Origin of the sequence: Hydrogenophaga sp., from assembly GCF_019264445.1 — a bacterium.
GTDB lineage: Bacteria > Pseudomonadota > Gammaproteobacteria > Burkholderiales > Burkholderiaceae_C > Hydrogenophaga.
The window spans coordinates 1-23,825 of record NZ_JAHVAB010000031.1 but is presented as its reverse complement, the minus strand read 5'-3'; the positions used below and the strand labels follow the sequence as shown (position 1 = coordinate 23,825).

Annotated in this window: 21 protein-coding genes; 11 read left to right on the top strand and 10 right to left on the bottom strand. The window is 66.4% G+C overall.

Annotation, left to right across the window (positions count from 1 at the left end; translation table 11 throughout):
• Positions 1-3 precede the first annotated feature (3 nt).
• Positions 4-2,094: a PAS domain S-box protein gene (locus KXJ60_RS04755; RefSeq protein WP_291124613.1), complete on the top strand. Its 2,091-nt coding sequence runs from the start codon at positions 4-6 to the stop codon at positions 2,092-2,094.
• Positions 2,091-2,720: a response regulator gene (locus tag KXJ60_RS04750; RefSeq protein WP_291124611.1), complete on the top strand. Its 630-nt coding sequence runs from the start codon at positions 2,091-2,093 to the stop codon at positions 2,718-2,720. Before KXJ60_RS04755 ends, KXJ60_RS04750 begins: the two co-directional genes overlap by 4 nt.
• A 13-nt stretch (positions 2,721-2,733) precedes the next feature.
• Here the strand turns inward: KXJ60_RS04750 and KXJ60_RS04745 are convergent, their stop codons facing one another.
• Complete coding sequence (locus tag KXJ60_RS04745) at positions 2,734-2,889, bottom strand: hypothetical protein (RefSeq protein ID WP_291124609.1); 156 nt, start codon at positions 2,887-2,889, stop codon at positions 2,734-2,736.
• Between KXJ60_RS04745 and KXJ60_RS04740 the strand changes: the two genes are divergently transcribed.
• Positions 2,822-4,084, top strand: coding sequence for a murein transglycosylase A (locus KXJ60_RS04740; protein ID WP_291124607.1), 1,263 nt, complete (start codon positions 2,822-2,824; stop codon positions 4,082-4,084). The two genes, KXJ60_RS04745 and KXJ60_RS04740, sit on opposite strands and share 68 nt — an antisense overlap.
• A gap of 27 nt (positions 4,085-4,111) precedes the next feature.
• On the opposite strand, the gene KXJ60_RS04735 is transcribed toward KXJ60_RS04740, so the two are convergent.
• From KXJ60_RS04735 to KXJ60_RS04705, 7 genes are all read right to left on the bottom strand, one after another.
• Complete coding sequence (locus KXJ60_RS04735; protein WP_291124605.1) at positions 4,112-4,588, bottom strand: hypothetical protein; 477 nt, start codon at positions 4,586-4,588, stop codon at positions 4,112-4,114.
• Between the two features lie 85 nt (positions 4,589-4,673).
• Entirely contained in the window at positions 4,674-6,668 is a 1,995-nt protein-coding gene (locus tag KXJ60_RS04730) for a hypothetical protein (protein WP_291124603.1), read from the bottom strand.
• Between the two features lie 11 nt (positions 6,669-6,679).
• Positions 6,680-7,510: a hypothetical protein gene (locus KXJ60_RS04725; RefSeq protein ID WP_291124601.1), complete on the bottom strand. Its 831-nt coding sequence runs from the start codon at positions 7,508-7,510 to the stop codon at positions 6,680-6,682.
• A gap of 6 nt (positions 7,511-7,516) precedes the next feature.
• Positions 7,517-7,972, bottom strand: a complete 456-nt coding sequence (locus KXJ60_RS04720; RefSeq protein ID WP_291124599.1) for a hypothetical protein — start codon at positions 7,970-7,972, stop codon at positions 7,517-7,519.
• The gene (locus KXJ60_RS04715) at positions 7,969-8,628 is read right to left on the bottom strand and encodes a hypothetical protein (protein ID WP_291124597.1); all 660 of its coding nucleotides are present in this window, start codon (positions 8,626-8,628) and stop codon (positions 7,969-7,971) included. The genes KXJ60_RS04720 and KXJ60_RS04715 overlap by 4 nt, the downstream gene beginning before the upstream one ends.
• Before the next feature lie 169 nt (positions 8,629-8,797).
• Entirely contained in the window at positions 8,798-9,388 is a 591-nt protein-coding gene (locus tag KXJ60_RS04710) for a hypothetical protein (RefSeq protein WP_291124595.1), read from the bottom strand.
• A gap of 199 nt (positions 9,389-9,587) precedes the next feature.
• Positions 9,588-10,097 (bottom strand): Lrp/AsnC family transcriptional regulator, encoded by a 510-nt coding sequence (locus KXJ60_RS04705; protein WP_291124593.1) that lies wholly within the window; start codon positions 10,095-10,097, stop codon positions 9,588-9,590.
• Between the two features lie 181 nt (positions 10,098-10,278).
• On the opposite strand from KXJ60_RS04705, the gene KXJ60_RS04700 reads away from it, so the two are divergent.
• The 5 genes from KXJ60_RS04700 (at position 10,279) to KXJ60_RS04680 (ending at position 19,711) form a co-directional block, all read left to right on the top strand.
• Positions 10,279-13,878: an indolepyruvate ferredoxin oxidoreductase family protein gene (locus KXJ60_RS04700; protein ID WP_291124591.1), complete on the top strand. Its 3,600-nt coding sequence runs from the start codon at positions 10,279-10,281 to the stop codon at positions 13,876-13,878.
• A gap of 116 nt (positions 13,879-13,994) precedes the next feature.
• On the top strand, positions 13,995-14,321 hold the full coding sequence (gene yajC, locus KXJ60_RS04695) for a preprotein translocase subunit YajC (protein WP_291124589.1): 327 nt from the start codon (positions 13,995-13,997) through the stop codon (positions 14,319-14,321).
• A 94-nt stretch (positions 14,322-14,415) separates the two neighbouring features.
• Positions 14,416-16,290, top strand: a complete 1,875-nt coding sequence (gene secD / locus KXJ60_RS04690) for a protein translocase subunit SecD (protein WP_291124587.1) — start codon at positions 14,416-14,418, stop codon at positions 16,288-16,290.
• 15 nt (positions 16,291-16,305) lie between these two features.
• Entirely contained in the window at positions 16,306-17,259 is a 954-nt protein-coding gene (secF, locus tag KXJ60_RS04685; RefSeq protein WP_291124585.1) for a protein translocase subunit SecF, read from the top strand.
• A gap of 82 nt (positions 17,260-17,341) precedes the next feature.
• Entirely contained in the window at positions 17,342-19,711 is a 2,370-nt protein-coding gene (locus tag KXJ60_RS04680; RefSeq protein ID WP_291124583.1) for a DUF1631 family protein, read from the top strand.
• A 15-nt stretch (positions 19,712-19,726) separates the two neighbouring features.
• Here KXJ60_RS04680 and dprA read toward each other — a convergent pair whose 3' ends face one another.
• Positions 19,727-20,833, bottom strand: coding sequence for a DNA-processing protein DprA (dprA, locus tag KXJ60_RS04675; RefSeq protein ID WP_291124581.1), 1,107 nt, complete (start codon positions 20,831-20,833; stop codon positions 19,727-19,729).
• A gap of 10 nt (positions 20,834-20,843) precedes the next feature.
• Entirely contained in the window at positions 20,844-22,088 is a 1,245-nt protein-coding gene (locus KXJ60_RS04670; protein ID WP_291124579.1) for a LysM peptidoglycan-binding domain-containing protein, read from the bottom strand.
• A 275-nt stretch (positions 22,089-22,363) separates the two neighbouring features.
• Between KXJ60_RS04670 and def the strand changes: the two genes are divergently transcribed.
• The 3 genes from def to KXJ60_RS04655 form a co-directional block, all read left to right on the top strand.
• Positions 22,364-22,885, top strand: a complete 522-nt coding sequence (def, locus tag KXJ60_RS04665; protein WP_291124577.1) for a peptide deformylase — start codon at positions 22,364-22,366, stop codon at positions 22,883-22,885.
• Positions 22,882-23,403: a hypothetical protein gene (locus tag KXJ60_RS04660; protein ID WP_291124575.1), complete on the top strand. Its 522-nt coding sequence runs from the start codon at positions 22,882-22,884 to the stop codon at positions 23,401-23,403. The genes def and KXJ60_RS04660 overlap by 4 nt, the downstream gene beginning before the upstream one ends.
• A 37-nt stretch (positions 23,404-23,440) precedes the next feature.
• On the top strand, positions 23,441-23,825 hold a 385-nt coding region (locus KXJ60_RS04655), incomplete at its 3' end, for a methionyl-tRNA formyltransferase (protein WP_291124573.1).

Here is a 23,825-nt window from a genome sequence, read left to right as displayed (position 1 = left end):
ACCATGTGGCGCCCGCATCTGCTGCGCTCATGGCGCGAGAGACTCCGTTCGAGCCGCTGGCGCCTGTGGGCCGCCTTGCTGCTACTGGTGGTGTCGCTGCTGGTGGTGCTGGTGTTTCTCGCGGCGGAATACGAAGAGTCGCGCGACCAGACCGCGCTGGAGCAGGACGCCGCCGCCCTGGCCAGCGACATCCGCAGCAGCCTGCTGCGCAATGTGCAGACGCTGCAGTCGCTGCACAGCGTGGCGCCCACCGCCGATTCCTGGATCGTGCCGGCGGCCGAGCTGATGGCGCAGCACCGGGAAATGGTCCGGCTGGAGTGGCTCGACAGTGCCCAGCGCATGCTCGCCTTCCGGGACTCGCCCTTTGTGCCGGATTTGTTTGGCTATCTCGGTCGCGACCAGGCCCTGCCTGAAGTGAGGCTCGCTTGCGACCATGCCAAGCGCCTGTCGGGGCCCGCCTATTCGAGCAGCTACTTCTGGCCCCTGCGCAACGGCAAGGGCCTTGAGTTGATCGAGATGTGCCTGCCGGTGGCGCGCGGCGGCCTGCCCAGCGGCTTTCTGGTGGTGACGTACTCGCTGCCGGGCATGTTGTCCGAGCTGACGAACCGCGACTTGCTGCGCGGGCGCGGTCTGGCCTTCAACGAAGCCGATGGCACGCGCCTGGCGCTGCACAGCGTGGTCTCGGGCACGCGCCGCACGCTCACCGCGCGCCACGTGCTCGACCTGCCGGGCCACACCCTGCTGTTGCAGCTGCAAAGCCCGCGCCTGGTTCGCGGGCTCTTTCCCAATGTGCTCACGGCGGTGGTGGGTGCGCTGTCGCTGGCCTTGCTCTCGGTTCTGTTCCTGCTGGCGCGCGACATCCGCCGCCGCCAGCGCGCCGAGCTGGACGTGGCCGAAGCCCTGGCGTTTCGCAAGGCCATGGAGGACTCGCTTGTCACCGGCTTGCGCGCGCGCGACATGCAGGGGCGCATCACCTACGTGAACCCGGCCTTCTGCGACATGGTGGGCCTGAGCGCCGAGCAACTGGTGGGCACCGGGCTCCCCGCCCCGTGGTGGCCACCGGAACTGGTTGACGAATACCAGCAGCGCCAGATGGTGCGGCTGGCCGGGCAGGTGCTGCCGCGCGAAGGCTACGAGTCGGTGTTCCAGCGGCCCGACGGCACGCGCTTCCCGGTGCTGATCATCGAAGCGCCCCTGATCGACGCGCAAGGCAAACAGACCGGCTTCATGAGCGCGATCCTGGATCTCACTGAACAGCGCCGCGTGGAAGACCTCAACCGCACCTCGCAGGAGCGCCTGCAGGCCACCGCGCGCCTGGCCACCGTGGGCGAGATGGCCTCGCTGCTGAGCCACGAGCTCAACCAGCCGCTGGCGGCCATTGCGAGCTACGCCAGTGGCACGCTCAACCTGCTGGAGGAGCCCGCAGGACAGGTCTCCAGCGCCGACGAGATGCAGGCCGATCTGGTGCAGGCCATGCGCCGCATTGGCGAACAGGCCGACCGCGCCGGGCGCGTGATCAAGAGCGTGGCCGACTTTGTGCGCCGGCGCGAGCAGGTGCGCGAGGTGGTCACGCCGCAGAGCCTGGTCGACGCCATCCAGCCGCTGCTGGGTCTGCAGGCGAAGAAGCAGGGCATTCGCCTGCAGATCCAGATCGCACCCGACTGCCCGCCCGTGCTGTGTGACCGGACCATGGTGGAGCAGGTGCTGCTCAACCTGGCGCGCAACGGCATGCAGGCCATGCCGCAGGGTGATCCTGCGCCGCGCTCAGGTCTGCGCGTGCTGCGCATCGAGGTCGGGCAGGCGCGCCTGCATTCCGGCCAGGCGCCGGGAGGGCAGCCCCAAAAAATGTGGGTGTCGTTCGCCGTCACCGACCACGGCCTGGGCCTGAGCCCCGAGGTGCAGGCCAAGCTGTTCACGCCTTTTTTCACCACGCGCGCGGAGGGCATGGGGCTGGGCTTGAGCCTGTGCCGCACGGTGATCGAGCAGCACGGTGGCGCGCTCACGCACGAGCCCCACACGCCGCGCGGCACGGTGTTTCGCTTCACGCTGCCGGTGTCGATGGTGACCAGCCCTCCTCTATCATCGCGGCCATGACGCAGCACCCCGACGCGAAGATCTACCTCGTCGATGACGACGTCGGCGTGCGCGAGGCGCTGGCCTGGCTGCTGCGCACGCGCCGGCTGCTCAGCGAAGGCTACGACAGCGCCGAAGCCTTCGAGGCCGATGCCGGCGTCTGGCGCGAAGCACCGGGCGTGCCTTGTTGCGTGCTGCTGGACGTGCGCATGCCCGGCATGAGCGGGCTCACCCTGTTCGAGCGCATGCTCGCGCTTCCCTGGCAGGCGGCCGTGCCCGTGATCTTCCTCTCGGGCCATGCCGATGTGCCCACCGCGGTCGATGCCGTCAAACGCGGCGCCTTCGATTTCTGCGAGAAACCGTTTTCGGACAACGCGCTGGTCGACCGCGTCGAGCAGGCACTGAGCCGCTCGGCGCAGGTGCTGGCGCAGCAGCGCATCAAGCGCGAGCTGCAGCAGCGGCTGGACAGCCTGACCGAGCGCGAGCGCGACGTGATGGACCTCGTGATCGCCGGCCTGCCCAACAAGCTGGTGGCCGACCAGCTGCACATCAGCGTGCGCACGGTGGAGGTGCACCGCTCCCGCGTCTTTGACAAGATGGGTGTGAAATCGGCGGTCGAGCTCGCCAACGTGCTGCGCACGTCATGACGGGCGGCGCACCTCAATCGCGTTTGGGCGGCGCGTCGTCGTCCTGTGGACGGGTGGGCGCTGCCTCATCGGGCAGCTCGCCCTTCTTGCGACCCGAGAACATGGTCCACCACACAATGAATATCAGCAGCACCATGGCGCCAAGCGCTTCAAGCAACAACAGGGTCATGGGTCAGTGCGGAGGGTCTTTGGTGGGATGGAGGGCGCATGGCCAGGTGGCGTTGCGCTGGCTGGCGGGAGCCTTGATTGTAGGAAGCCTCGCCTCTTGCACCGTGGTGCCGCGCTCATACCCGCCGGCTCCGCCGACCGGCAGCGTTCCGCCGGTGGTGAGCGTGCCCGACGAGGCGCTGCCCGGTGTGCCCTTGCAGCGCGGCAAGAGCCTGTGGGTGCCGGTGCGCTGGAGCGAGCTGCCCGGCTGGGGGCAAGACAGCCTTCATGAAGTGTGGAATGCCTGGGTGCGCGGCTGCGAGCGGCCCGCCCCGGGCCAGGCCTTACCTTGCGCCGAGGTGCGCCAGCTCTCCATTGGCACGCCGGCCGAGCAGCGCGCCTGGGTGGAACGCCGCTTCCAGCCTTACCGCGTGACCGAGCCTGACGGCAGCGTGCCCGCCGGCCTGCTCACGGGGTACTACGAACCGATCATGGCCGCGAGCCGCACGCCCACGGCCACTTACCGCGTGCCACTCTTCGCACCGCCCAGCGGCCTGCGCCCGGGTCAGCCCTGGTACAGCCGGCAGGAGATCGACACCCTGCCTGCGGCGCAGGCCGCGCTGCAGGGCCGTGCCGTGGCCTGGCTGGCCGACCCGATCGATGCGCTGATCCTGCAGATCCAGGGCTCTGGCCGGCTCAACATCGTCGAGGCCGACGGGCGCACGCGCCAGGTGCGTGTGGCGTTTGCCGCCCACAACGGGCACCCCTATCAGAGCGTGGGGCGCTGGCTGCTCGACCAGCGCGCCATCAACGAAGCGTCCTGGTCGGCCATCAAGGCCTGGGCGCTGCAGAACCCCGAGCGTCTCAACGACATGCTGTGGAGCAACCCGCGCACGGTGTTCTTCCGCGAAGAGGCGTTGTCGGAGCTGGACGCGCGCTTTGGGCCGCGAGGCGCGCAAAACGTACCGCTCACGCCCGGGCGATCCATTGCGGTGGACCCGCAAAGCATTCCCTACGGCACCCCGGTGTGGCTGGCCACGCAGGGCCCGACGCTGAACATCCAGCGCCTGGTGATGGCGCAGGACACGGGCGGCGCCATTCTGGGCGCGGTGCGCGCCGACCTGTTTACAGGCTGGGGTGGGTGGAGCGATGAGGCCTACGTGACGGCCGCCGCGCTCAAGCAGCCGCTGCAGATGTGGGCCCTGGTGCCGCGTTAGCCGCCCGCTGGCTGCGGGCGAGCGGGCTCAGAGCGCTGTGATGTCGGTCTGTACCGGCCAGCGCAGGGCACCGGCGGCGGCGTTTTTGGGGGCGTCGAACTCGTGCTGGAGCAGCAGGGTGTAGCGCCCGGCGCGGGGCGCGCACAGCCGGTAGCCGTCGGTCACCGGGTTGAGCGTGACGCCCGCATCGGCGGCCGTGTTCAGGCGCCAGGCGTTCACCTCCGGCGCGCTCATGCGCAGCGTGACGCAGAAACCGCGCTTCATGTTCGAGACCACCACCAGGCGTTGCTGCGCACTCCAGTCGCCGCTGGCTTCGGCATCGAGCTGCAGCGGGTGGCTGTTTTCCAGCACCCGCATGATCGGCGGAATGATGATGCGAAAGTCCAGCGAACCGCTGGCATTGCCCTGGTTCACGAGCCGGCTTTCCCCGATGCTGGTCACGGGGATCAGCAACAGGGCGCAGGCGGCCAGGAGGGGCAGAAGGGGGCGCTTTGAGGCGGGCATGACCCACTATCGGCCTCCCTTTCCCAAACTTGATACCTCGCTTTGAAGCGGGGTGAAACCCCGAAAAGACGAGGTTTGTACCGCCTTATTCGTTGCGCTGCACCGGAATGCTCAGCGTGGCGCTTTGCCGCAGGCGCACATCCACCTTGGTCTGGCCCTGGTCCACCACGTTCCAGGGCAGGGGCAGCGTGTCGCCGCGCACCGTGACCACGCGGGGCCCGCCGGCGACAAACGGGAATTCGAAGCGGCCCTGGCTGTCGGTGCGCACCGCGTAGCGGTTGTCCAGGAACACGGTCACGTTGGGCACGCCCTGTTCGCTGGCCTCCTGGGTGCCGCTGCGGTTGGCATCGAAATACACCGTGCCTTCGATGCGACCGCCGCCGTCGGCCGCGCGCCCGCCCAGCGGCACGTTGCGGCTGCCGGCTTCGAACTCGTAGCGCAGCACGGCGTAAAAAGAGCGGTCCGAGTCGGGGACGATGACGGTCACCGGGGGCGCGAGCGGGTCCAGCGACGGGTTGAAGCGGCTGCGGCCGGTGGAGCGGTTGTAGTAGGCGTCCAGGCTCCAGCGCGGGTCGATGCGCCACTGGGTGCCCACGTTCAGGCTGTGGCGCGATTGCCCGGTGTCGCTGTGCTCGGTGTTGATGTTGCCGCGCACGCTGGCTTTGCTGCCGATCGGTGCGGACACGCTCAGTGCGGCGTTCCAGACCGACTCCCGCGGTCTGCCCTGGTAGGCGTCGTAGGCGCCCGTGCCCAGGCTCGTGGAGACCGACCAGCTCTGGGGAACCCGCCACTCCTGGTCCCAGGTCAGCCAGCGCGAGTCGGCTTCGGTGTTGCTGGCCACGAATTCCAGCCGCAGCCCGCTGGTGCCCCAGCCGTTCTGGAAGCGCCAGTCGCCGTAGGTACTCCAGGCGTCGCCGCCGAAGCGGCGCACGGTTGTGCCAGCGCCCAGTGTGTGGTCGCGGTTGATGCGCCAGCGGGCCGAGCCCGTGGCAAAGAAGCCGCTGCCGCTGCGCCCGCTGATGGAGTCGAGCCAGTCGACCGAGCCCTCGGCCGACCACTGCCGCGTGCGCCAGCTGGTGCGCGCGTAGCCCCCCACCAGATCGTTGGCCAGCGGCAGGTTGGCCCAGGTGAGGCCTTCTTCCAGCCGGTAGGCGCCCACGCCGTGCCGGCGCGGGCCGTCGTCCCATTCGCTGTCGACCCAGAAGCCGCTGCGGGAGCCGGTGACGTTGTTCGCCTGCGTGCGCAAGACCTGGCCCTGCACGCGGTGTTCCGCGCCCTCGTGGCGAAGCGCCAGCAAGGAGGAGTTGGCGTCCACGATGTCGCTGGCCTGCGTGGGCACGTCCACGTTGGAGACGCCGCGCGCGTCTTCGTGTTGCACGGCCAGCGTCCAGCCCTGGTTGGACAGGGGATTGGCTTCGTTTGCGTTGAGGCGCCACTGGCCGCCGAACGAGGTGCGCTGGCCGGGCAGCTTGCGAAATCCGTTGGCGGGCAAGAAGTCGAGCCTGCCGGGTTCGCCGGTGCTGGCTTGCAGTTGCAGGCCACTGCCCGGGTTTTCCCATTCGGTGCTCAGGCCCTGCACGATGGTGGAGGGCAGGTAGATGCGCGCGGGCAGGCGCAGGATGCCGGGCGCTGGCGGGTTGATCACCCCGAGCTCGTTGCTCATCAGCCAGCCGCCCGACAGCGGCATCGCGCGCTGGCGCAGCGTGAGGGTGCCGCTGCTGTCGCCGGGGGCGTACGTGCCGTCGATCGAGAGCGTGCCGTGGTTGGGCGTTTCCAGCAGGCCGTAGATGCCATAGCCCAGGCGCGTCTTGCGGGCCTGGTCGAACGGTTGTGTGCCCAGTCGCGTTTCCAGGCGCAGGAAACGTGGCCAGCCTTCGCGGTCGTAGGCATAGCCCTCGGCGTCGTCCGCGGGCTCGGGCGGCAGGCCTTCCAGCACGCGGTCGACGTAGCCCGTGGCGGGTGCGTCCTGGTTCGTGGTGGTCGCCGGCGAGGCACCCGGCGTGCCCGCCGTCTGGGCCCAGACCGGCAGCGCAGGGGGCAGCGCGCCCAGGAGGGCCAGCAGGCAGTGGGTCGGACGCAACGCCAGCCCCCTCATGGAGCGAAGCTGGCGTCCAGCGGCAGGCGGTTTTTGCCCCACTCGAGGTTGCCCTTGATGGTCAGCGGGAACCTGACCTCAGGGGCGGGTTTGCCTTCTTCAGCCACCGGGGTGATGGCGATGCTGCGCGTCTCGCCCGGCAGGATCGGCAGGTCAGACGGCGCCATCTCGAATCGCGCGCCGCTGGCATCGGTGCCGTTGACGAAGCCCTCAAGACGGCCGTGCGCGTTGCCGCGGTTGCGCACATCGACCACCGCCACCGGCTTGCCGTCGACCCGGGCCACGCGGCTGGCAGCGATCTCCAGCTGCGGGGCGGCATCGCCCACGGTGGCATACACGATCACGCCAATGCGCCCGCCCACCGGAAAGTTCAGCGCGCCTTCCACGCGAGCGGCCTCAAGGCCTTCGACCATCAGTGCAAAGCGGCACTCGCGCGCAGGCGTGCCGGCTGGCGGGGCAATTTCAAAGCGGTAGCGGTAGCGCGCGCCGGGTTCGATCGTCAGTTCTCGCCGCTCCACCGCCACCCAGGGGCGGCAGCTGTCGGCGGCCAGCGCGTCGCTGAAGGTCACCGAGTTGTCGGGCAGGAAAGCCCAGTCGTTGGTGTAGATGCGGTAGTTGCCTTTTTGTTGGCCCACGTGCTGGATCTCCACCACCTGCCGCAGGCTCTGCCCGGGTGCGACCTGCACCTCAAAACGGGGCGGCGTGATGTAAGCCGCAAAGCCTTGGGCTTGCGCGGCCAGCGGCAGCGCGGCCACAGCGATGGCGCTGGCCCATCCCAGACATGCGTTGCGTGAGGGGAGCCAGGATGTCAGGAGAGCAGTCAGCATGGGGAGTCAGTCGACATCCAGTTCAAAGTGGAAATTCAGCCGTCGGGTGTTCGACGTCCAGTCGGCGTTGGAGCGCAGGCGCACCAGCATTTGATCTTCGAGTGTGGCGCCGGGGATTTGCCCGGCATACACCAGCGCGCGCTCGCCCGACACCAGGCGACCGGCCTGCAGGCGGCCCTGGGTGGTCCAGACGGCTTCGATGCTGGAGGCCTGATCGCGCGGCAGCACCATGTAAATGCGGCCCGTGCGACCGATCCAGTCGCGCGTGTCGATGCGGATGTTCACGCGCAACGACGCCTCCATGCCACCCGCGAACGCCTGGCCCGATTTCATGGGCAGCCACTGCATCTGCACATTGGGTGGCACCGTGTGGCTCAAGGAGTCGTCCAGGCGATGCGGGTTGGCCCACACGCAGGTCGCGATCAGACCGGCGGCTGCGATCAGAAAGCGCAGGCGCTTCATGGGCTGCTCAGGGTGTAGGTCACCCGGCCGTTGTACGTGCCTGCCGCCCGCACCGCGTTGTTGGCGAAGACGAAGCTGTGGCAGTTTTCAAAGTAGGAGTTGCCCGGCACCGTGACGAGCGTCTGGGTCCCACCGTTGAAGGTGCCCGCCGGGATCACGTTGGGCGCGCCACTGCCTGGGGCGGAGACCGTCCAGCTGATTTCGGTGAAGGGAATCGTGTCGCCGGAGGCGCTGGTGAGGTTCGCAGGGGACGTGACGGTCAGAGTGGCATTGGCAGAACCACTGTTGCGCCGGTATCCGGCGCCCACCATCACCTGGCTGGCGGGTGTGGGGCAGGTGTTGTTGCCGTCGCCATACAGGCTGACCGCCTGGGTGCTGTCGCTGGTCATGGGCAGGTCTGTGCCGTTGCCCAGTTGGGCGACCGGCACGGTGACCTGCTCCAGGTTGATGGCACCGCTGGTGCCGGCGGTGCCGTTGAGGGTGCCGCTGGAGCCACTGAGCGCGCCATTGCCCACGTGGAGAAACAAACGGCGCGAGCCCGACGTGAGGGTGAGTGACCAGGCGTGCGCCGTGGCGATTTCGGCCAGGCACAGCAGCGCCAGACAAGCGCCCACGGCGGAGCGGGTCGTGCGGTGGTGGCGAGCGGTGCGCTTCATGCTGTCATTGTGGCCGCGGCGATCCAGGAAATCCCCCCAGGCGCCCTGTCTTGATGACTTTGCAGGGCTGTTGCCAGAAATGGCGACGGAGGGTTGCTGATCGCAAGCCCTCCGTGATGCCGATGGCGGTGGTTGCAGCCACCACCATTACCTTTCCTGCCGATGTGCCTCAGGGCATCGCGGCGGTGTAGGTCACGCGGCCGTTGGTCGTGCCGTACGTGCCGGGTGCGACCACGGCCGAGTTGGCGTAGCTGAACGTCCAGTTGGCGGTGCGGTCGGTGATGCGGGTGCCCGAAGACAGCGTCACGTTGCTGGCGGTGCCTGCACCGGTGGCGGGAATGGTGGGGCTGGGCAGCGCGGCCAGGCTGGTGGTGGCCGTGATTTCAGTCCAGGGAATCGTGTCGGCGGTGCCGTTGGTCAGCGCGCCGGTGGTGGAGGCTGCCAGGGTCACTTGCCCGTTGTTGCCGACCACACGCACCGGCACCACGGCACCGGTCACTGCGGCGGCCGCTGCGCCCGTGCCCACGGCGGCAGGGTTGCCCGTGTAGTCAAAGGTCACGGTGTCGATGGTCGTGTTGGTGGCAAACGCGCCGGAGCCAGTGCCCACGGCCAGGAAAAGGATGCGGGGAACGACGACGCGGAAGTCCAGCCGTGCCGTGGCGCTGCCGGCGCCGGTGACCAGTTGGGATTCGGCCGAGGCCAGCAGGGGGGTGGCCAGGGCCAGGGCCAGGGCGGACTTGAGCAGCAGGGCTTTCTTCACGACGTTTCCTTCATGGAGGGTACAAAAATCGGGTCTGTGCACTTTTCGGTACGCGGCCCTGGGGGTTGGTGAGCGGATGTTACGAAAACTCGTTGGGCAGGGCAAGACGACTGAAGGAAAAATCTCACACATTTCAACAACTTACGGCCGATTTGTTAACCAAAGGTCAAAAAGTGAAGACGAGCGGCAAAAAAAGGCCTCAAGTTCGCCCACCTTTTGCCGTGCCCATACTTCTGGATAACAGGTGCGACAACGGAAGTGCACTGGCCGACTTGACCTCGCCCAGCGAGAAGCTTGTGTGCAGGTCCTTGACGTTGGGGAGGTTCAGCAGCACCTCGCGGGCGAACTGGCTGAAATGGTTCAAGTCGCGGCTCACGACCTGCAGTTCGAACGTTCCAGAGCCACTGATGTAGTGGCAAGACACCACCTCTGGAATGTCGCGGATCGCGTTCTCGAGGGTGCGGGTCACATCGCCGCTGTTGCGGTCGGCGTCCAGCCGGACGAAAGCGAGTACCCCCAGGCCGATCTTCTCGCGGTCGATCTCGGCGCGGTAGCCGCGAATGAATCCCGCGTCCTCCAGCGCCCGCACCCGACGCCAGCAAGGCGCCGCCGACAGCCCCACGCGCTGGGCCAACTCGGCATTTGTCAGGCGACCGTCGTTTTGCAGTTCTTGCAGGATGGCGATGTCGAACTTGTCTAACGTTTCCATATGTGCCCTTTAATTGAATGATTCTTTCTCGATCATCGATAAACCGGGCATGAAACGCAAACACCTGTCGCGCAGCGGGGCATACACTGTGCGCCACACTGGGGATGCGCACCTATCCGGTCAACGCCCCGCCCAAGCCCCGGCCACGAAGCAGGGTGCCCCCAACAATGGAGACAAGCCGATGAACGCCCCCCTGCCCGACCACATCCGCCGCGCGCTGGACACCGTGACGCTGGACGACAAGTACGCCCTTGACCAGGGCCGCGCCTTCATGAGCGGCGTGCAGGCGCTGGTTAAGCTGCCGATGTTGCAGCGCCAGCGAGACGCGCTGGTGGGCAAGAACACGGCGGGCTTCATCAGCGGCTACCGTGGCTCACCCCTGGGCGGGTACGACCAGGCGTTGCAGAAGGCCGCCTCCTATCTGAAGGCCCAGAACATCGTGTTCCAGCCGGGCGTGAACGAGGAGCTCGCCGCCACGGCGCTCTGGGGCACGCAGCAGCTGGGCTTCGCGCCGCCGGGCACCAACAAGTTCGATGGCGTGTTTGGCATCTGGTACGGCAAAGGCCCGGGTGTGGACCGGTGCTCTGATGTGTTCAAGCACGCCAACATGGCCGGCACCACGCCCTGGGGTGGTGTGATCGCGGTGGCGGGCGACGACCACGTGGCCAAGAGCTCCACGGCCGCGCACCAGAGCGACCACATCTTCAAGGCTTGCGGCCTGCCCGTGTTCTTCCCCACCTCGGTGCAGGACATTCTCGACCTCGGCCTGCACGCTTTCGCCATGAGCCGCTTCAGTGGCGTGTGGGCGGGCATGAAGACGATTCAGGAAATCGTCGAGTCCAGCGCCACGGCCGAAATCAGCCCTGATCGCGTGCGCATCGTGGTGCCCGAGTTCGAGATGCCACCCGGCGGCGTGCACATTCGCTGGCCTGACCACGCGCTGGACCAGGAGGCGCGCCTGTTCGACTACAAGTGGTACGCGGCGCTGGCCTACATCCGCGCCAACCGGCTCAACCACAACGTGATCGCCGGGCCGAACGACCGCTTCGGTCTGATCGCCAGCGGCAAGGCCTACAACGACACCCGCCAGGCGCTGCTGGACCTCGGCCTGGACGACGCCACCTGCCAGCGCATCGGCCTGCGCCTGCACAAGGTGGCCGTGGTCTGGCCGCTGGAGGCGCAAACCACGCGCGAGTTCGCCACCGGTCTGCGCGAGATCATGGTGGTGGAAGAGAAGCGCCAGGTCATCGAGTACCAGCTCAAGGAAGAGCTCTACAACTGGCGGCCCGACGTGCGCCCGAATGTGCTGGGCAAGTTCGAGGAAGCCGAGGGCGATTTCAGTGGTGGCGAGTGGAGCCTGCCGAACCCGAGCGCACGCACGCTCCTGCGCGCCAACGCGGACCTCTCGCCGGCCATCATTGCGCGCGCCATCGCCAAGCGCCTGAAGAAAATGGGCGGCCTGCCCGAGGACGTGGTGTCGCGCATGGATGCGCAACTCGCCATCCTCACGGCGCAGGAGCAATCGATGCAGACCCTGCTCACACAGGGCACCGCAGGCGCCGAACGCCAGCCCTGGTTCTGTTCAGGTTGCCCGCACAACACGAGCACCAAGGTGCCCGAGGGCTCGCGCGCCATGGCGGGCATTGGCTGCCACTTCATGAGCATCTGGATGGACCGCGCCACCGTGGGTTTCACGCAGATGGGCGGCGAGGGCGTGCCCTGGGTGGGTCAGCAGCCCTTCAGCAAAGACCATCACATGTTCGCCAACCTGGGCGATGGGACGTACTTCCACAGCGGTCTGCTGGCGGTGCGCCAGAGCATCGCGGCCGGCGTGAACATCACCTACAAGATCCTCTACAACGACGCCGTGGCCATGACGGGCGGCCAGCAGGTGGGTGAGCGGCCGGAGGGGCACAGCGTGGTGCAGATCGCCCAGAGCATGCGCGCCGAGGGCGCGGTGAAGATCACCATCGTGACCGACGAGCCGCAGAAGTACGAAGACGTCAAAGGCCTGCCCGAGGGCATTGCGATTCAGCACCGCGACACGCTCGACGCCGTGCAACGCGAGTTCCGCGAGATCCAGGGAACGACCGTCATCATCTACGACCAGACCTGCGCCACGGAAAAGCGCCGGCGCCGCAAGCGCGGCACCCTGGTTGACCCGGCCAAGCGCGTGGTGATCAACGAACTGGTGTGCGAAGGCTGTGGCGATTGCGGCGTGCAGTCCAACTGTCTCTCGGTCGAGCCGCTGGAGACCGATTTCGGCCGCAAGCGCACCATCAACCAGAGCACCTGCAACAAGGACTATTCCTGTGTGAAGGGGTTCTGCCCGAGCTTCGTCACCGTGGAAGGCGGGCAGCTGCGCAAGAAGGAGAAAGGCAGCACCCGGCTGGAATGGACGGGCGGTGCGCTGCCCGAACCCGTGCTGCCGACCCTGACCACGGAGGCCTGGGGCATCATCGTCGCCGGGGTGGGGGGCACCGGTGTCATCACCATCGGCCAGCTGCTGGGCGTGGCCGCGCACCTGGAGGGCAAGGGCATCGTCACGCAGGACGCGGCGGGCCTGGCGCAAAAGGGTGGCGCGACCTGGAGCCATGTGCTGATCGGGGCGCAGCAGGACGACATCCGCACCACGCGTGTCTCGGCTGCTTCTGCCGACCTCATCCTCGGCTGCGACCCGATCGTCAGCGCCCACAAGGAAACCTGGCAGCGCCTGCGCGCCGGGCGCACGCACGTGGCGCTCAATGTGAACGCCACCCCCACGGCGGCGTTCGTGAAGAACCCTGACTGGCAGAGCCCCGCGCAAGCCTGCGTGGATGCGCTGGTGCAGAGCCTCGGCCACCAGGCTGTGGGCACGCTCGATGCCGAAACCGCCGCCACGCGCCTGATGGGCGACAGCCTCTACACCAACCCGATGATGCTGGGCTTCGCCTGGCAGAAGGGCTGGCTGCCGCTGGAGCTGGCGTCGTTGATGCGTGCGATCGAACTCAATGCGGTTCAGGTGGACAAGAACAAGGCGGCTTTCGAATGGGGCCGCCGGGCCGCGCACGATCCGCAGGCGGTGGCGGCGCTGTGGCAGAAGGCCAGCGGCGGCGAACAGGTGATCCAGTTCAAGAAGCGCGACTCGCTGGACGACCTGATTGCGCGGCGCGCCGAGTTTCTGACCGGATACCAGAACGCCGGCTATGCCGCCCAATACCGCCGCTTTGTGGAGCAGGTGCGCACGGCAGAAGCGGCGCTGGGAAAAACCACGCTGAGCGAGGCCGTGGCACGCAACCTCTTCAAACTCATGGCCTACAAGGACGAGTACGAAGTGGCCCGCCTGCACAGCGACCGGGCTTTCCATGACCGCCTCGCGAGCCAGTTCGAAGGTGACTTCAAGCTCAAGGTGCACCTGGCACCGCCCCTGGTGGCCAAAAAGAACGAGCGCGGCGAGCTGATCAAGCAGCCCTTTGGCCCAGGCATGTTCACGGTGTTCAAGCTGTTGGCCCGCTTCAAGGGCTTGCGGGGCACGGCGCTGGATGTGTTTGGCCGCACCGAAGAGCGCCGCACCGAGCGCGCCCTCATCGGCGAATACCGCACCGACGTGCAGGCCCTGCTGCCCCACCTCACCGCGGCAAACCACGCGCTGGCGCTGGACATCGCCAGCATCCCCGAACAGATCAAGGGCTTCGGGCACGTCAAGGAGCGGCATCTGGCGGCCGCGCGTCTCCGTCGCGAGGCCTTGCTGCAGGCGTGGCAGCAGGCCCCGGCTGCGCCCAGTCTGGCCCGGGCGGCCTGATCGGTCTACCCACCCCCGGCATACAATCGCCGGTTGAGTCCGCAGAGCCCGGCGGCGCCTAGCAGGTGCCCCGGGCCTTCGGCATTGTCGTGACCTCGAACCTGTTGGAGACCCCCGTGTTCATTTCCTCCGCTTACGCCCAAGCCGCTGCTGCTGGCGACACCCAATCCACCCTGCTGGGCATGCTGCCTCTGGTGTTGATGTTCGTGGTGTTGTATTTCGTGATGATCCGCCCCCAGATGAAGCGCCAGAAAGAGCACAAGGCCATGGTCGAGGCCCTGGCCAAGGGCGACGAAGTCGTGACCGCCGGTGGCTTCTTGGGCAAGGTGTCCAAGATTGGCGAGATTTACGTGGGCGTGGAACTTGCCGACGGCATGGAAGTCCAGATGCAACGCACCGCCGTCGTGCAGGTGCTGCCCAAGGGCACGATCAAGAGCGTCTGACCGCAAAAGCCCGGCGACTTTGCATGACGCCGGGCTTTTTAAATTGTTTCACCGCATTCGCTGAACCATTCCTGGCCTCAGGCCCGGCTTCACCATGAACCGTTATCCGCTGTGGAAGTACGCGATCATCCTGGTCGTTTTGCTCATCAGTGCGCTGTATGCACTGCCCAACCTGTTTGGCGAATCGCCCGCCGTTCAGGTGTCGGCGGCACGGTCCACGGTGCGAATCGATACCGGCACTGTGACGAAGGTGGAGCAGGCGCTGGCCGCCCAGAACATCCAGAGCACGCTCATCCAGCTGGACGCCAATTCGGTGAAGGCCCGCTTCGACAGCACCGATGACCAGCTGCGCGCCCGCGACGCCATCGAAAAGGCGTTCAACCCCAATCCCGCTGACGCGAGCCATGTCGTCGCGCTCAACCTGCTGCCGCGCACCCCCGCATGGCTGGCCTCGCTGGGCGCCGCGCCCATGTACCTCGGCCTGGACTTGCGTGGGGGCGTGCACTTCATGCTGCAAGTCGACATGCAGGCCGCGCTGCAGCGCCGCGCCGATGTGCTGGCCACCGACCTGCGCACCCTCCTGCGTGAAAAGGGCCTGCGGCACGGCGGCATCAACCGCAGTGGCCAGACCATCGAGTTGCGCGCGGGCGACGCCCAGACGCTGGGTGCCGCACGCGACCTGATCCGCACACAGTTCGCCGATCTGCAGGTGGCCGAGACGGCCGATTTCCGCCTCGTGGGCACCATCGCCCCTGAGGCCGCGCGCCGTGTGCAGGATCAAGCGCTCAAGCAGAACATCACGACGCTGCACAACCGCATCAACGAACTGGGCGTGGCCGAGCCGGTGATCCAGCAGCAGGGCGCTGACCGTATCGTGGTCCAGTTGCCAGGCGTGCAGGACACGGCCAAGGCCAAGGACATCCTTGGTCGCACCGCCACGCTGGAAGTGCGGCTGGTCGACGAGAGCGTCGAAGGGCAGGCCGCTGCACGCGGCACCGGTCCGGTGCCTTTCGGTGCCGAGCGCTACCCCGAGCGCGGTGGTCAGGCGGTCGTGGTCAAGCGCGAGGTGTTGCTCACGGGTGAGAACCTCACCGATGCCCAGGCGGGCTTCGACAGCCAGACGCAAGAGGCTGCCGTGCACCTCACGCTGGACGCCAAGGGTGCGCGCGTGTTTCGCGACGTGACGCGCGAGAACGTTGGCAAGCGCATGGCGATCATCCTGTTTGAAAAAGGCCGTGGTGAGGTGGTGACGGCCCCGGTCATCCGGGGCGAAATTGGCGGTGGTCGCGTGCAGATCTCCGGCGCGATGACCACCGTTGAAGCCAACGACACGGCCTTGCTGTTGCGCGCGGGTTCGCTGGCTGCGCCGATGGAAATCATTGAAGAGCGCACCATCGGCCCGAGCCTGGGCGCCGAAAACATCGCCAAGGGCTTCAACAGCGTCATGTGGGGCTTTGTGGCCATCGTGGTGTTCATGTGCGTGTACTACGCACTGTTTGGCGTCTTCTCCAGCATTGCACTGGGCTTCAACGTCCTTCTGCTGGTCTCCCTGCTGTCCATGCTGCAGGCCACACTGACCTTGCCGGGCATTGCCGCGATGGCGTTGGCGCTGGGCATGGCGATCGACTCCAACGTGCTGATCAACGAGCGTGTGCGTGAAGAGCTGCGCCGCGGTGCCTCGCCCCAGGTGGCGATCAACACCGGGTACGACCATGCCTGGAGCACCATTCTGGACTCCAACGTCACATCTCTCATTGCGGGCGTTGCGCTGTTGATCTTCGGCTCTGGCCCGGTGCGCGGTTTTGCCGTGGTGCATTGCCTGGGCATCGTCACCAGCATGTTCTCGTCGGTGTTCTTCTCGCGCGGCGTGGTCAACCTCTGGTACGGCCGGCAAAAGAAGCTCAAGACCGTGTCCATCGGCACCGTGTGGCGCCCGGACGCGCAGAACGCTGTTGCCAAAGCCGACTGATCAGGAAAGCACACCATGGAATTTTTCCGCATCCGCCGCGACATCCCGTTCATGAAGAACGCGCTGGTGCTCAACGCGATTTCGTTCATCACGTTTCTCGCAGCCGTCTTCTTCCTGACGACCCGTGGTCTGCACCTGTCGGTCGAGTTCACGGGCGGCACCGTGATGGAGGTGGCCTACGAACAGCCTGCTGACCTGGAGTCGGTGCGCAAGGTGATCGAGTCGCTGGGCTACACCGAGGTGCCGGTGCAGAACTTCGGCACTTCGCGCGACGTGTTGCTGCGCCTGCCGGTGCAAGCAGGCAAATCGTCGGGGCAGCAGAGCGAAGCGGTGTTGGCCGCGCTGAAGGCACAGAACCCGGCCGTTGAACTGCGGCGCACCGAGTTTGTGGGTCCTCAGGTCGGCCAGGAACTCGTGACCAACGGCCTGCTGGCGTTGGGCCTGGTGATCGTGGGCATCATGATCTACCTCGCGTTTCGCTTTGAATGGAAGTACGCGGTGTCGGCCATCGTTGCCAACCTGCACGACGTGGTCATCATCCTGGGCTTCTTTGCCTTCTTTCAATGGGAGTTCTCGCTCGCGGTGCTGGCCGCAGTGCTGGCTGTGCTGGGCTATTCGGTGAACGAATCGGTGGTGATCTTCGACCGGATTCGCGAGACCTTCCGGCGCCAGCGCAAGATGAACACCCATCAAGTGATCGATCATGCGATCACATCCACCATCAGCCGCACCATCATCACCCACGGTTCCACACAGGCCATGGTCCTGTCCATGCTGTTGTTTGGTGGGCCGACGCTGTTTTATTTCTCCCTGGCACTCACCATCGGCATTTGCTTCGGCATTTATTCTTCGGTGTTCGTCGGTGCGGCCATGGCGATGTGGCTGGGCATCAAGCGCGAGGACCTGGTGAAAACGACCAGCAAGAGCGAGGGCGACCCCGACGACCCCAACGCAGGCGCTGTCGTATAAGCGCGAACGCCGGGCATCCCGGCCCATTGCCTCAGGCTGGCAGGGCCTTGAATGAATCCATTCGTGTCATACTGAAAGCATTGTGTCGTCACCCGATCAGCACGTCTCTTCCCTGGCCAAACAGGCACGTGAACTCTTCGTGGTTCATGTGGGACGTGCGCTTCCCGAGCTGGTCAAAGCCTGTGACACGCGCCTGACGGCGGTGCTTGACCAAGCGGGCCCCGCACGCGAAATGCAGATCCGGCGCGACGCCTGGACCGGATTCCAGAAGAACCAAACCACCTGGCTCAACCAGACGCGCAAGTCGTTGCAGCGCACGCTCTTGCCCCGTTTCTCCAATTCGGGCAATCCCACCAGCGTGTCGGGCCAACTGGAGTTGGTGGCAGAAGGTGCGATCGATGACCAGATCCTCGCTTCCCGGCTGGCCATGCAGGTGCTCGACAAATCGTCCACCGAGCTCAATGAGTTGCGCCTGCGCATCCAGCACCTCGAGGGGCGGCAGGAGCTGCCCCGCGGCGACGTGTTGTTGCCCGATGTCACCTCCCGCATTCTGGTAGACCAGTGGCTCGATGCCCACATGACGCGGGAAGCCTGGGCCCTCGTGCAGGACGCGCTGTCGCCCATTCTGGCGAACCGGCTTCACGAGGCCTACAAGGCTGCCAATGAGTTCCTGGTGGCCAGCGGCGTGATGAAGGAAATCGATCTGCAGGCGCTCGTCAAGCGGATGCCGGGCAGTCGCACCGACGGACCGGTCATTCGACGTGACGCGTCGGCCACCAGCAACGCCCGTCCTGCGCCGGGTGGGCAGCCGCGTTCACCGGCTTCCGGTGCCGCGTCGATGCCGGCCTCGATGCCCGGTGGCGTATCCGCGCGCAGCGGTCCGCAGTCTTCGGGCATGGGTGTGCAGGACGAAACACGGCTCATGACCAGCACGTCGCCGCTGGCGCGCGCGCGCATGCGCGCGCAGGGTGTGGTCGGACGTCTCAAGCGGATGTTGATCGACAAGGTGGGTGGTGATTTCGAATCCACCCAGCTGCTGCCACCCTCGCCGCGCCTCCAGCAAGCCATGCAGCAGCAGGTCGCCGTCTCGAACAGCATGGGCGCGCCCTTGTCGATCTCGGGGGCATCGGGGGCGGGCGATGTGTATGTCGACGCTGTGCATGTGGAGCGCGCCGCTTCGTCGCTGCGTCAGCGCACGGCAGAGTTGAAGCAGGCGGCTGCCACGCCCACTGAAAAAGCCACGATTGAGGTGGTGGCGCTCATGTTCCAGAGCATCCTCGCGGAAGAGCGCATCCCACCCAGCGTGCGGGTGTGGTTTGCGCGCCTGCAAATCCCCGTGCTGCGTGTGGCACTGGCCGAGCCCGAATTTTTCAGCGCACTGCAACACCCGGCGCGCCGCCTGATCGACCGCATGGGTTCCTGTGTGATGGGCTTTGAGTCCAACGTGGGTTCGGCGGCGCTCGAGGCGGAAATCAAGCGCGTGGTGCAGGTCATCGAGCAGTACCCCGAGACGGGGCGGCGCGTGTTCCAGCTGGTCTTCGATGAGTTCCAGAAGTTTCTCTCCACCTACCTCAGCGAGCAGGGGAGTGCCAGCCGGTTTGTGAGCGTTGCGCAGCAGGTCGAGCAGAAGGAAACCCTGTCTGTGCAGTACACGATTGAGCTGCGCAAACTGCTCGACGATGTGCCAGTGCGCGACGAGGTTCGCGATTTCCTTTTCAAGGTCTGGGTCGACGTGCTCGCCGTGGCCAGCGTGAAGTACGGCCTCAAGCACGAAGAGACGCATTCACTCAAGCAGGTCGCGTCTGATCTGTTGTGGGCGGCCAGTGCGAAGCCCAACCGCAACGACCGTGCGCGCGTGATCCAGCAGCTGCCTGGCCTTTTGCAACGCCTTCGGCACGGCATGGGTCTTTTGGGTTTCCCGAGCACGTTGCAGGACCAGCACATCAAGTCGGTCAGCGACACCCTGGCCGATGCTTTCATGTCCCGGACCGAACCGATCTCTCAGGAAAGCCTGGACAACCTGTCCGATCGGCTGGCCAACCTCGAGGACTACCTGCCGGAGAACGGCGTGGGCGACCTCGACCTGGACACCGAGAGCATCGAGATGATCACCGGCGTGGACGCCACCAACATCGAAGTGATCAATCAGGGCGGCAGCCAGCCCAACGAAGCCATGCGTTCTTGGGCCGTCGAGCTGCAGATCGGTTCGTGGTTTGGCCTCGACCACAACGGCAAGCTCAACAGCGTTCAGCTGGCCTGGCGCAGCGAACGTGGCCAGTTGTACCTCTTCGTCACCAATGGCGGTCGGTGCTTCCTGATTCAGTCCACGCGGGTGGCGTCCTATCTGCAGGCAGGTTTGCTGGTGCCGAGCGAGGAAGAGGCGCTGACCGTGCGTGCCACACGCGATGCCATGGCCAAGCTGGAAGCCAACCCCGAGCGGCTGCTGAACTGAACGCCCGCGCGGTCCTCAGCCTTGCGCTTGCCGCTGCAGCAGACCGCCTGGCAGTCGGGCCACCTCTCCGGAGAGCTCCAGTTCCAGCAAGCGCGCTTGCAGATGCGCGGTCGTCAGACCCGTACGAGCTTGCAGTGCATCAAGGCTCACCGGATCGTGACCCATGGCATGCAGCAGATCATCCTCGGTCGCCAGATGGGCGCTATCGGCGGATGGAGCCGGCTCGATGGACGCTGTCGGGATGAAGCGCAGATCCTCAAGAATGTCCTGCGCCGATTCCACCAGCTTCGCACCCTGGCGAATCAGTGCATGGCAGCCGCGCGCCTGCGGTGCGTGGATCGACCCTGGAATGGCAAAGACCTCGCGCCCTTGTTCTGCGGCCAGTCGAGCCGTGATCAGGGAGCCCGATTGCACAGCCGCTTCCACCACCAGCGTGCCTTGGGACAGCCCCGCAATGAGGCGGTTGCGCTGTGGAAAATTCTCCCTCAGCGGTGGTGTGCCCAAGGGGTATTCGCTCACGATGGCACCTTGGGCCGCGATGCGGTGGGCCAACGCCAGATGCCGTTTGGGGTAGACGCGGTCCAGCCCGGTGCCCACCACGGCAATAGTGGACGAGCCACCGAGCAGTGCGCCGTCGTGTGCGGCGCCGTCCACGCCCAGCGCCAGGCCTGACACCACGCAGACACCGGCCTCGCCCAGCGCTTGCGCAAACTGCCTGGCGTTGGTTTCGCCCTGGGGTGTGGGGTTGCGGCTGCCGACGATCGCCAGGCGGCGTGGGTGCTGAAGTGTGCTGATGTCGCCCAGCACGTACAGCATCACCGGGGGGTCTGCCATCTGCAGCAATTCGGCGGGGTAATGCGGGTCGCCGAGCGTCAGCACGTGTCGGTTCTCACCCTCCGCCAACCATGCCAGAAGACGGTCCACTTGCGCATCAAGCTCGTCGGGAATCTTTTCAAGGGCGTTGGCCGCGCGGGCGCCCACAACGGCTTGCCAGGCTGCGTGGCCTTGTTCAAACACGGCTTGCGGTAGCCCGAAGGCTGCCAGCAACTTGCGCGCGGATTCCAGGCCCACGCCAGGCGTGAGCAACAGCCGCAACCAGGCGGCCAGTTCGGTCCGGGGCATCACCGATGCGTCAGGGGTTGACGAAGCGGTCGCCGACCTTCACACCGTCGGTGATTTGCAGCACCAGGGCGTAGGACACCTTGTCGAAGGTGCGGAACACCATCATCAGACCATTGCGCTCGCCGGGCAGGCGCAGCTGCGGACGCGTCTGGTCGGTGGTGTCGGTGATCAGGCTGCTTTCGCGTTGAAGCGCCAGCACATGGCCGCGCTCGATGCCATGCACCCGGCCGCGGTTGATGGTCACGACCTGGTTCTGCGCGGCATAGCGCACGGCGTTGCCGTAGACCGAAACGATCTGGCCACTTTGCGGCGTCTCGGGCGCGCGCGGTACGTAGTTGGTGAACTCGCGTTCGGGCTCTGGCAGCAGCCGGTCGCCCACGCGCATTTCTTCCTTGGCCGCCAGGATATCGATGGTGGCCGGCACGATTTCGGCGGGCGTCTTGCCGTTGCCATCGGCGGCCGGGCGCTGCGTTTCGCTGCCCACCAGCTGCGCCTTGCCGACGTACTGCGCTTCATAGCCCAGAATTTCGGTGGTGGTCGGGTCGCGCAGTGGCGTGGCATTGCGGAAAACGCGGTAGTCGATCGACTTGCCGTCCACGATGCGCAAGGGTTCGTTCTGCGGGCCATCGCCATACAGGGCGCGGGCGTAGGCACGGTCACCGCGGGTGAGCAGAACGCGGTTTTCCTGGGTGGCCACGATGCGCGGGGCACGCGCAAAGGTGGCTTCATCCACGATCATGGGTTCGGTCAGGAAGGACTCGATGGCTTGCAGCGACACCGGCGGAATCGCCGAATCGCCGAGGCTTTCGTAGCGGGTGCGCGGCGATACGCGCACGGTGGACACATCGCCGCCGCCGCTGGCCGGGCTGGTGCTGAGAATGGCGCGGCCACCCGACTTGATGAGGTAGAGCACCTGTCCGGGGTAGATGCGGTGGGGGTTCTGGATGTCCTGGCGGTTCATGCCCCAGAGTTCGGGCCAGCGCCAGGGGGTCTTGAGGAAGATGCCGGAAATGGCCCAGAGCGTGTCGCCGCGCTGGATGGTGTAACTGTCAGGGGCGTTGGGCGCCAGCTCGGATAGCGGCACGCCCGCCTGTGCAACCTGGTCGGCGGTGGCACGCTGGCCGGGGGTGATGGGGAAGTTCTGGGCCGAAGCGCCGCTGGCCGCGAGTGCTGCGAGCACGGTGATGGCACAGGCCAATGGGCGCAGCGAAAGTGGGTGCGTAGAAGCGGCGGACAGGCTGGTTTGCAATGGCATGAAATGGCCCCTGGGCGGCGACCGTCGGCCTACAGACTGCCGTTCCGCAGAACCCACAGCCGGTCGCCAGACGGCGCTCGTGTCTTGACAAGTCGCTTTTGATTTTGCGCCCAAGCCTTTGATTAGGCAATGTTTATGGCTGGGCGGTTTCACGCCCCGTCGCAAAAGTGGCGAAAATAGCGACACCCTTATCCGCCTGTCACCGGCTTGCCGCCAGCCGTCGCCCCGGTACAGTGGATGTCCTCTGCGCACCCGATCCGAACCCGCCCAATTTCATGAACCCGCCGTTGCTTCTGCCCATCCTGAGCTATCCCGATCCGCGTCTGCACAAGGTGGCGAAACCCGTGCAGGCGGTGGACGAGCGCATCCATGCGCTGATCGAGCGCATGCTGGCCACCATGTACGACGCCAACGGCATTGGCCTGGCCGCGACGCAGGTTGATGTGCACGAGCGCCTGATCGTGATCGATGTGAGCGAAACGCGCGATCAGCCCATGGTGCTGATCAACCCCGAGATCGAATGGGCCAGCCCCGAGAAGCGCAAGGGCGAAGAGGGCTGCCTGTCCGTGCCGGGCATTTACGACGGCGTGGAGCGCTCGCTGGCAGTGCGCGTGCGCGCGCTCGACGGCCAGGGCGTGGAGCGCACCATCGAGGCCGAGGGCATGCTCGCGGTCTGCATCCAGCACGAGATGGACCATTTGATGGGCAAGGTTTTCGTCGAGTACCTCTCCCCCCTGAAGCGCGATCGCATCAAATCCAAGCTCGTCAAGGCACAACGAGAGGCACAGCGAGCATGAACACGTCAATCCACTGCCGTCGGCTTTTCAGCGCGTTGGGCGTGTGCCTCGCGCTGGCGCTCGCGGGCTGTTCGCTGATGCCCGAGCGCGTGGCGCCAGGCACGCCGCGCGCCCAGATCGAGGCCCAGCTCGGCAAGCCGACGATGGTGCATGCGTTGCCGCAGGGCACTCGCCTGCAGTACTCCGGCCAGCCGGCGGGTCAGTGGGTGCACAACCTGGACCTGGACGCGGACGGCCGGCTGGTGCGCTACCAGCAGGTGATGGACGCGGGCTGGCTGCAACAGAACATCCAGGTCGGGCGCTGGAGCCGGGACGACGTGTTGCTCAACCTCGGGCGCCCTGGCGCGGTGGAGCGTGTGGCGCGCTTCGACGGCGTGGTGTGGACCTACCGTTTCCTTGAAGCCACGCGGCCTCGTCAGGTGCATGTGCATCTGGACCCTGCAGGCGTGGTGCGCCAGCTGATGTTCACCGACGAGCCGCTGTACGACGACCCCGCCGACTCCGCTTCCCACCCCTGAAGCTGCGGCACCGCGCCGCTGGACGCCTCTTTCTTCGATGAACATCATTTTTGCCGGCACGCCGGAGTTTGCGCGTGTCGCGCTGGAGCGCTTGCTGGCGGCGGGCTTTCGTGTGCCGCTGGTGTTGACCCAGCCCGATCGCCCCGCAGGTCGGGGCATGAAGTTGCAGGCTTCACCGGTCAAGCAGCTGGCGCTGGAGCGGCACATCGACGTCGCGCAGCCACGCAGCCTGCGGCTGGATGGCAAGTTCCCCGACGAGGCGTCGGCCGCGCGCGACGCGATTCTGGCCGCGCAAGCCGATGTGATGGTGGTGGCCGCCTATGGCCTGATCCTGCCGCAGTGGGTGCTGGATGCCATGGGCCATGCACCCAGGCTCGGGTGCCTGAACATCCACGCCTCGCTCCTGCCGCGCTGGCGCGGCG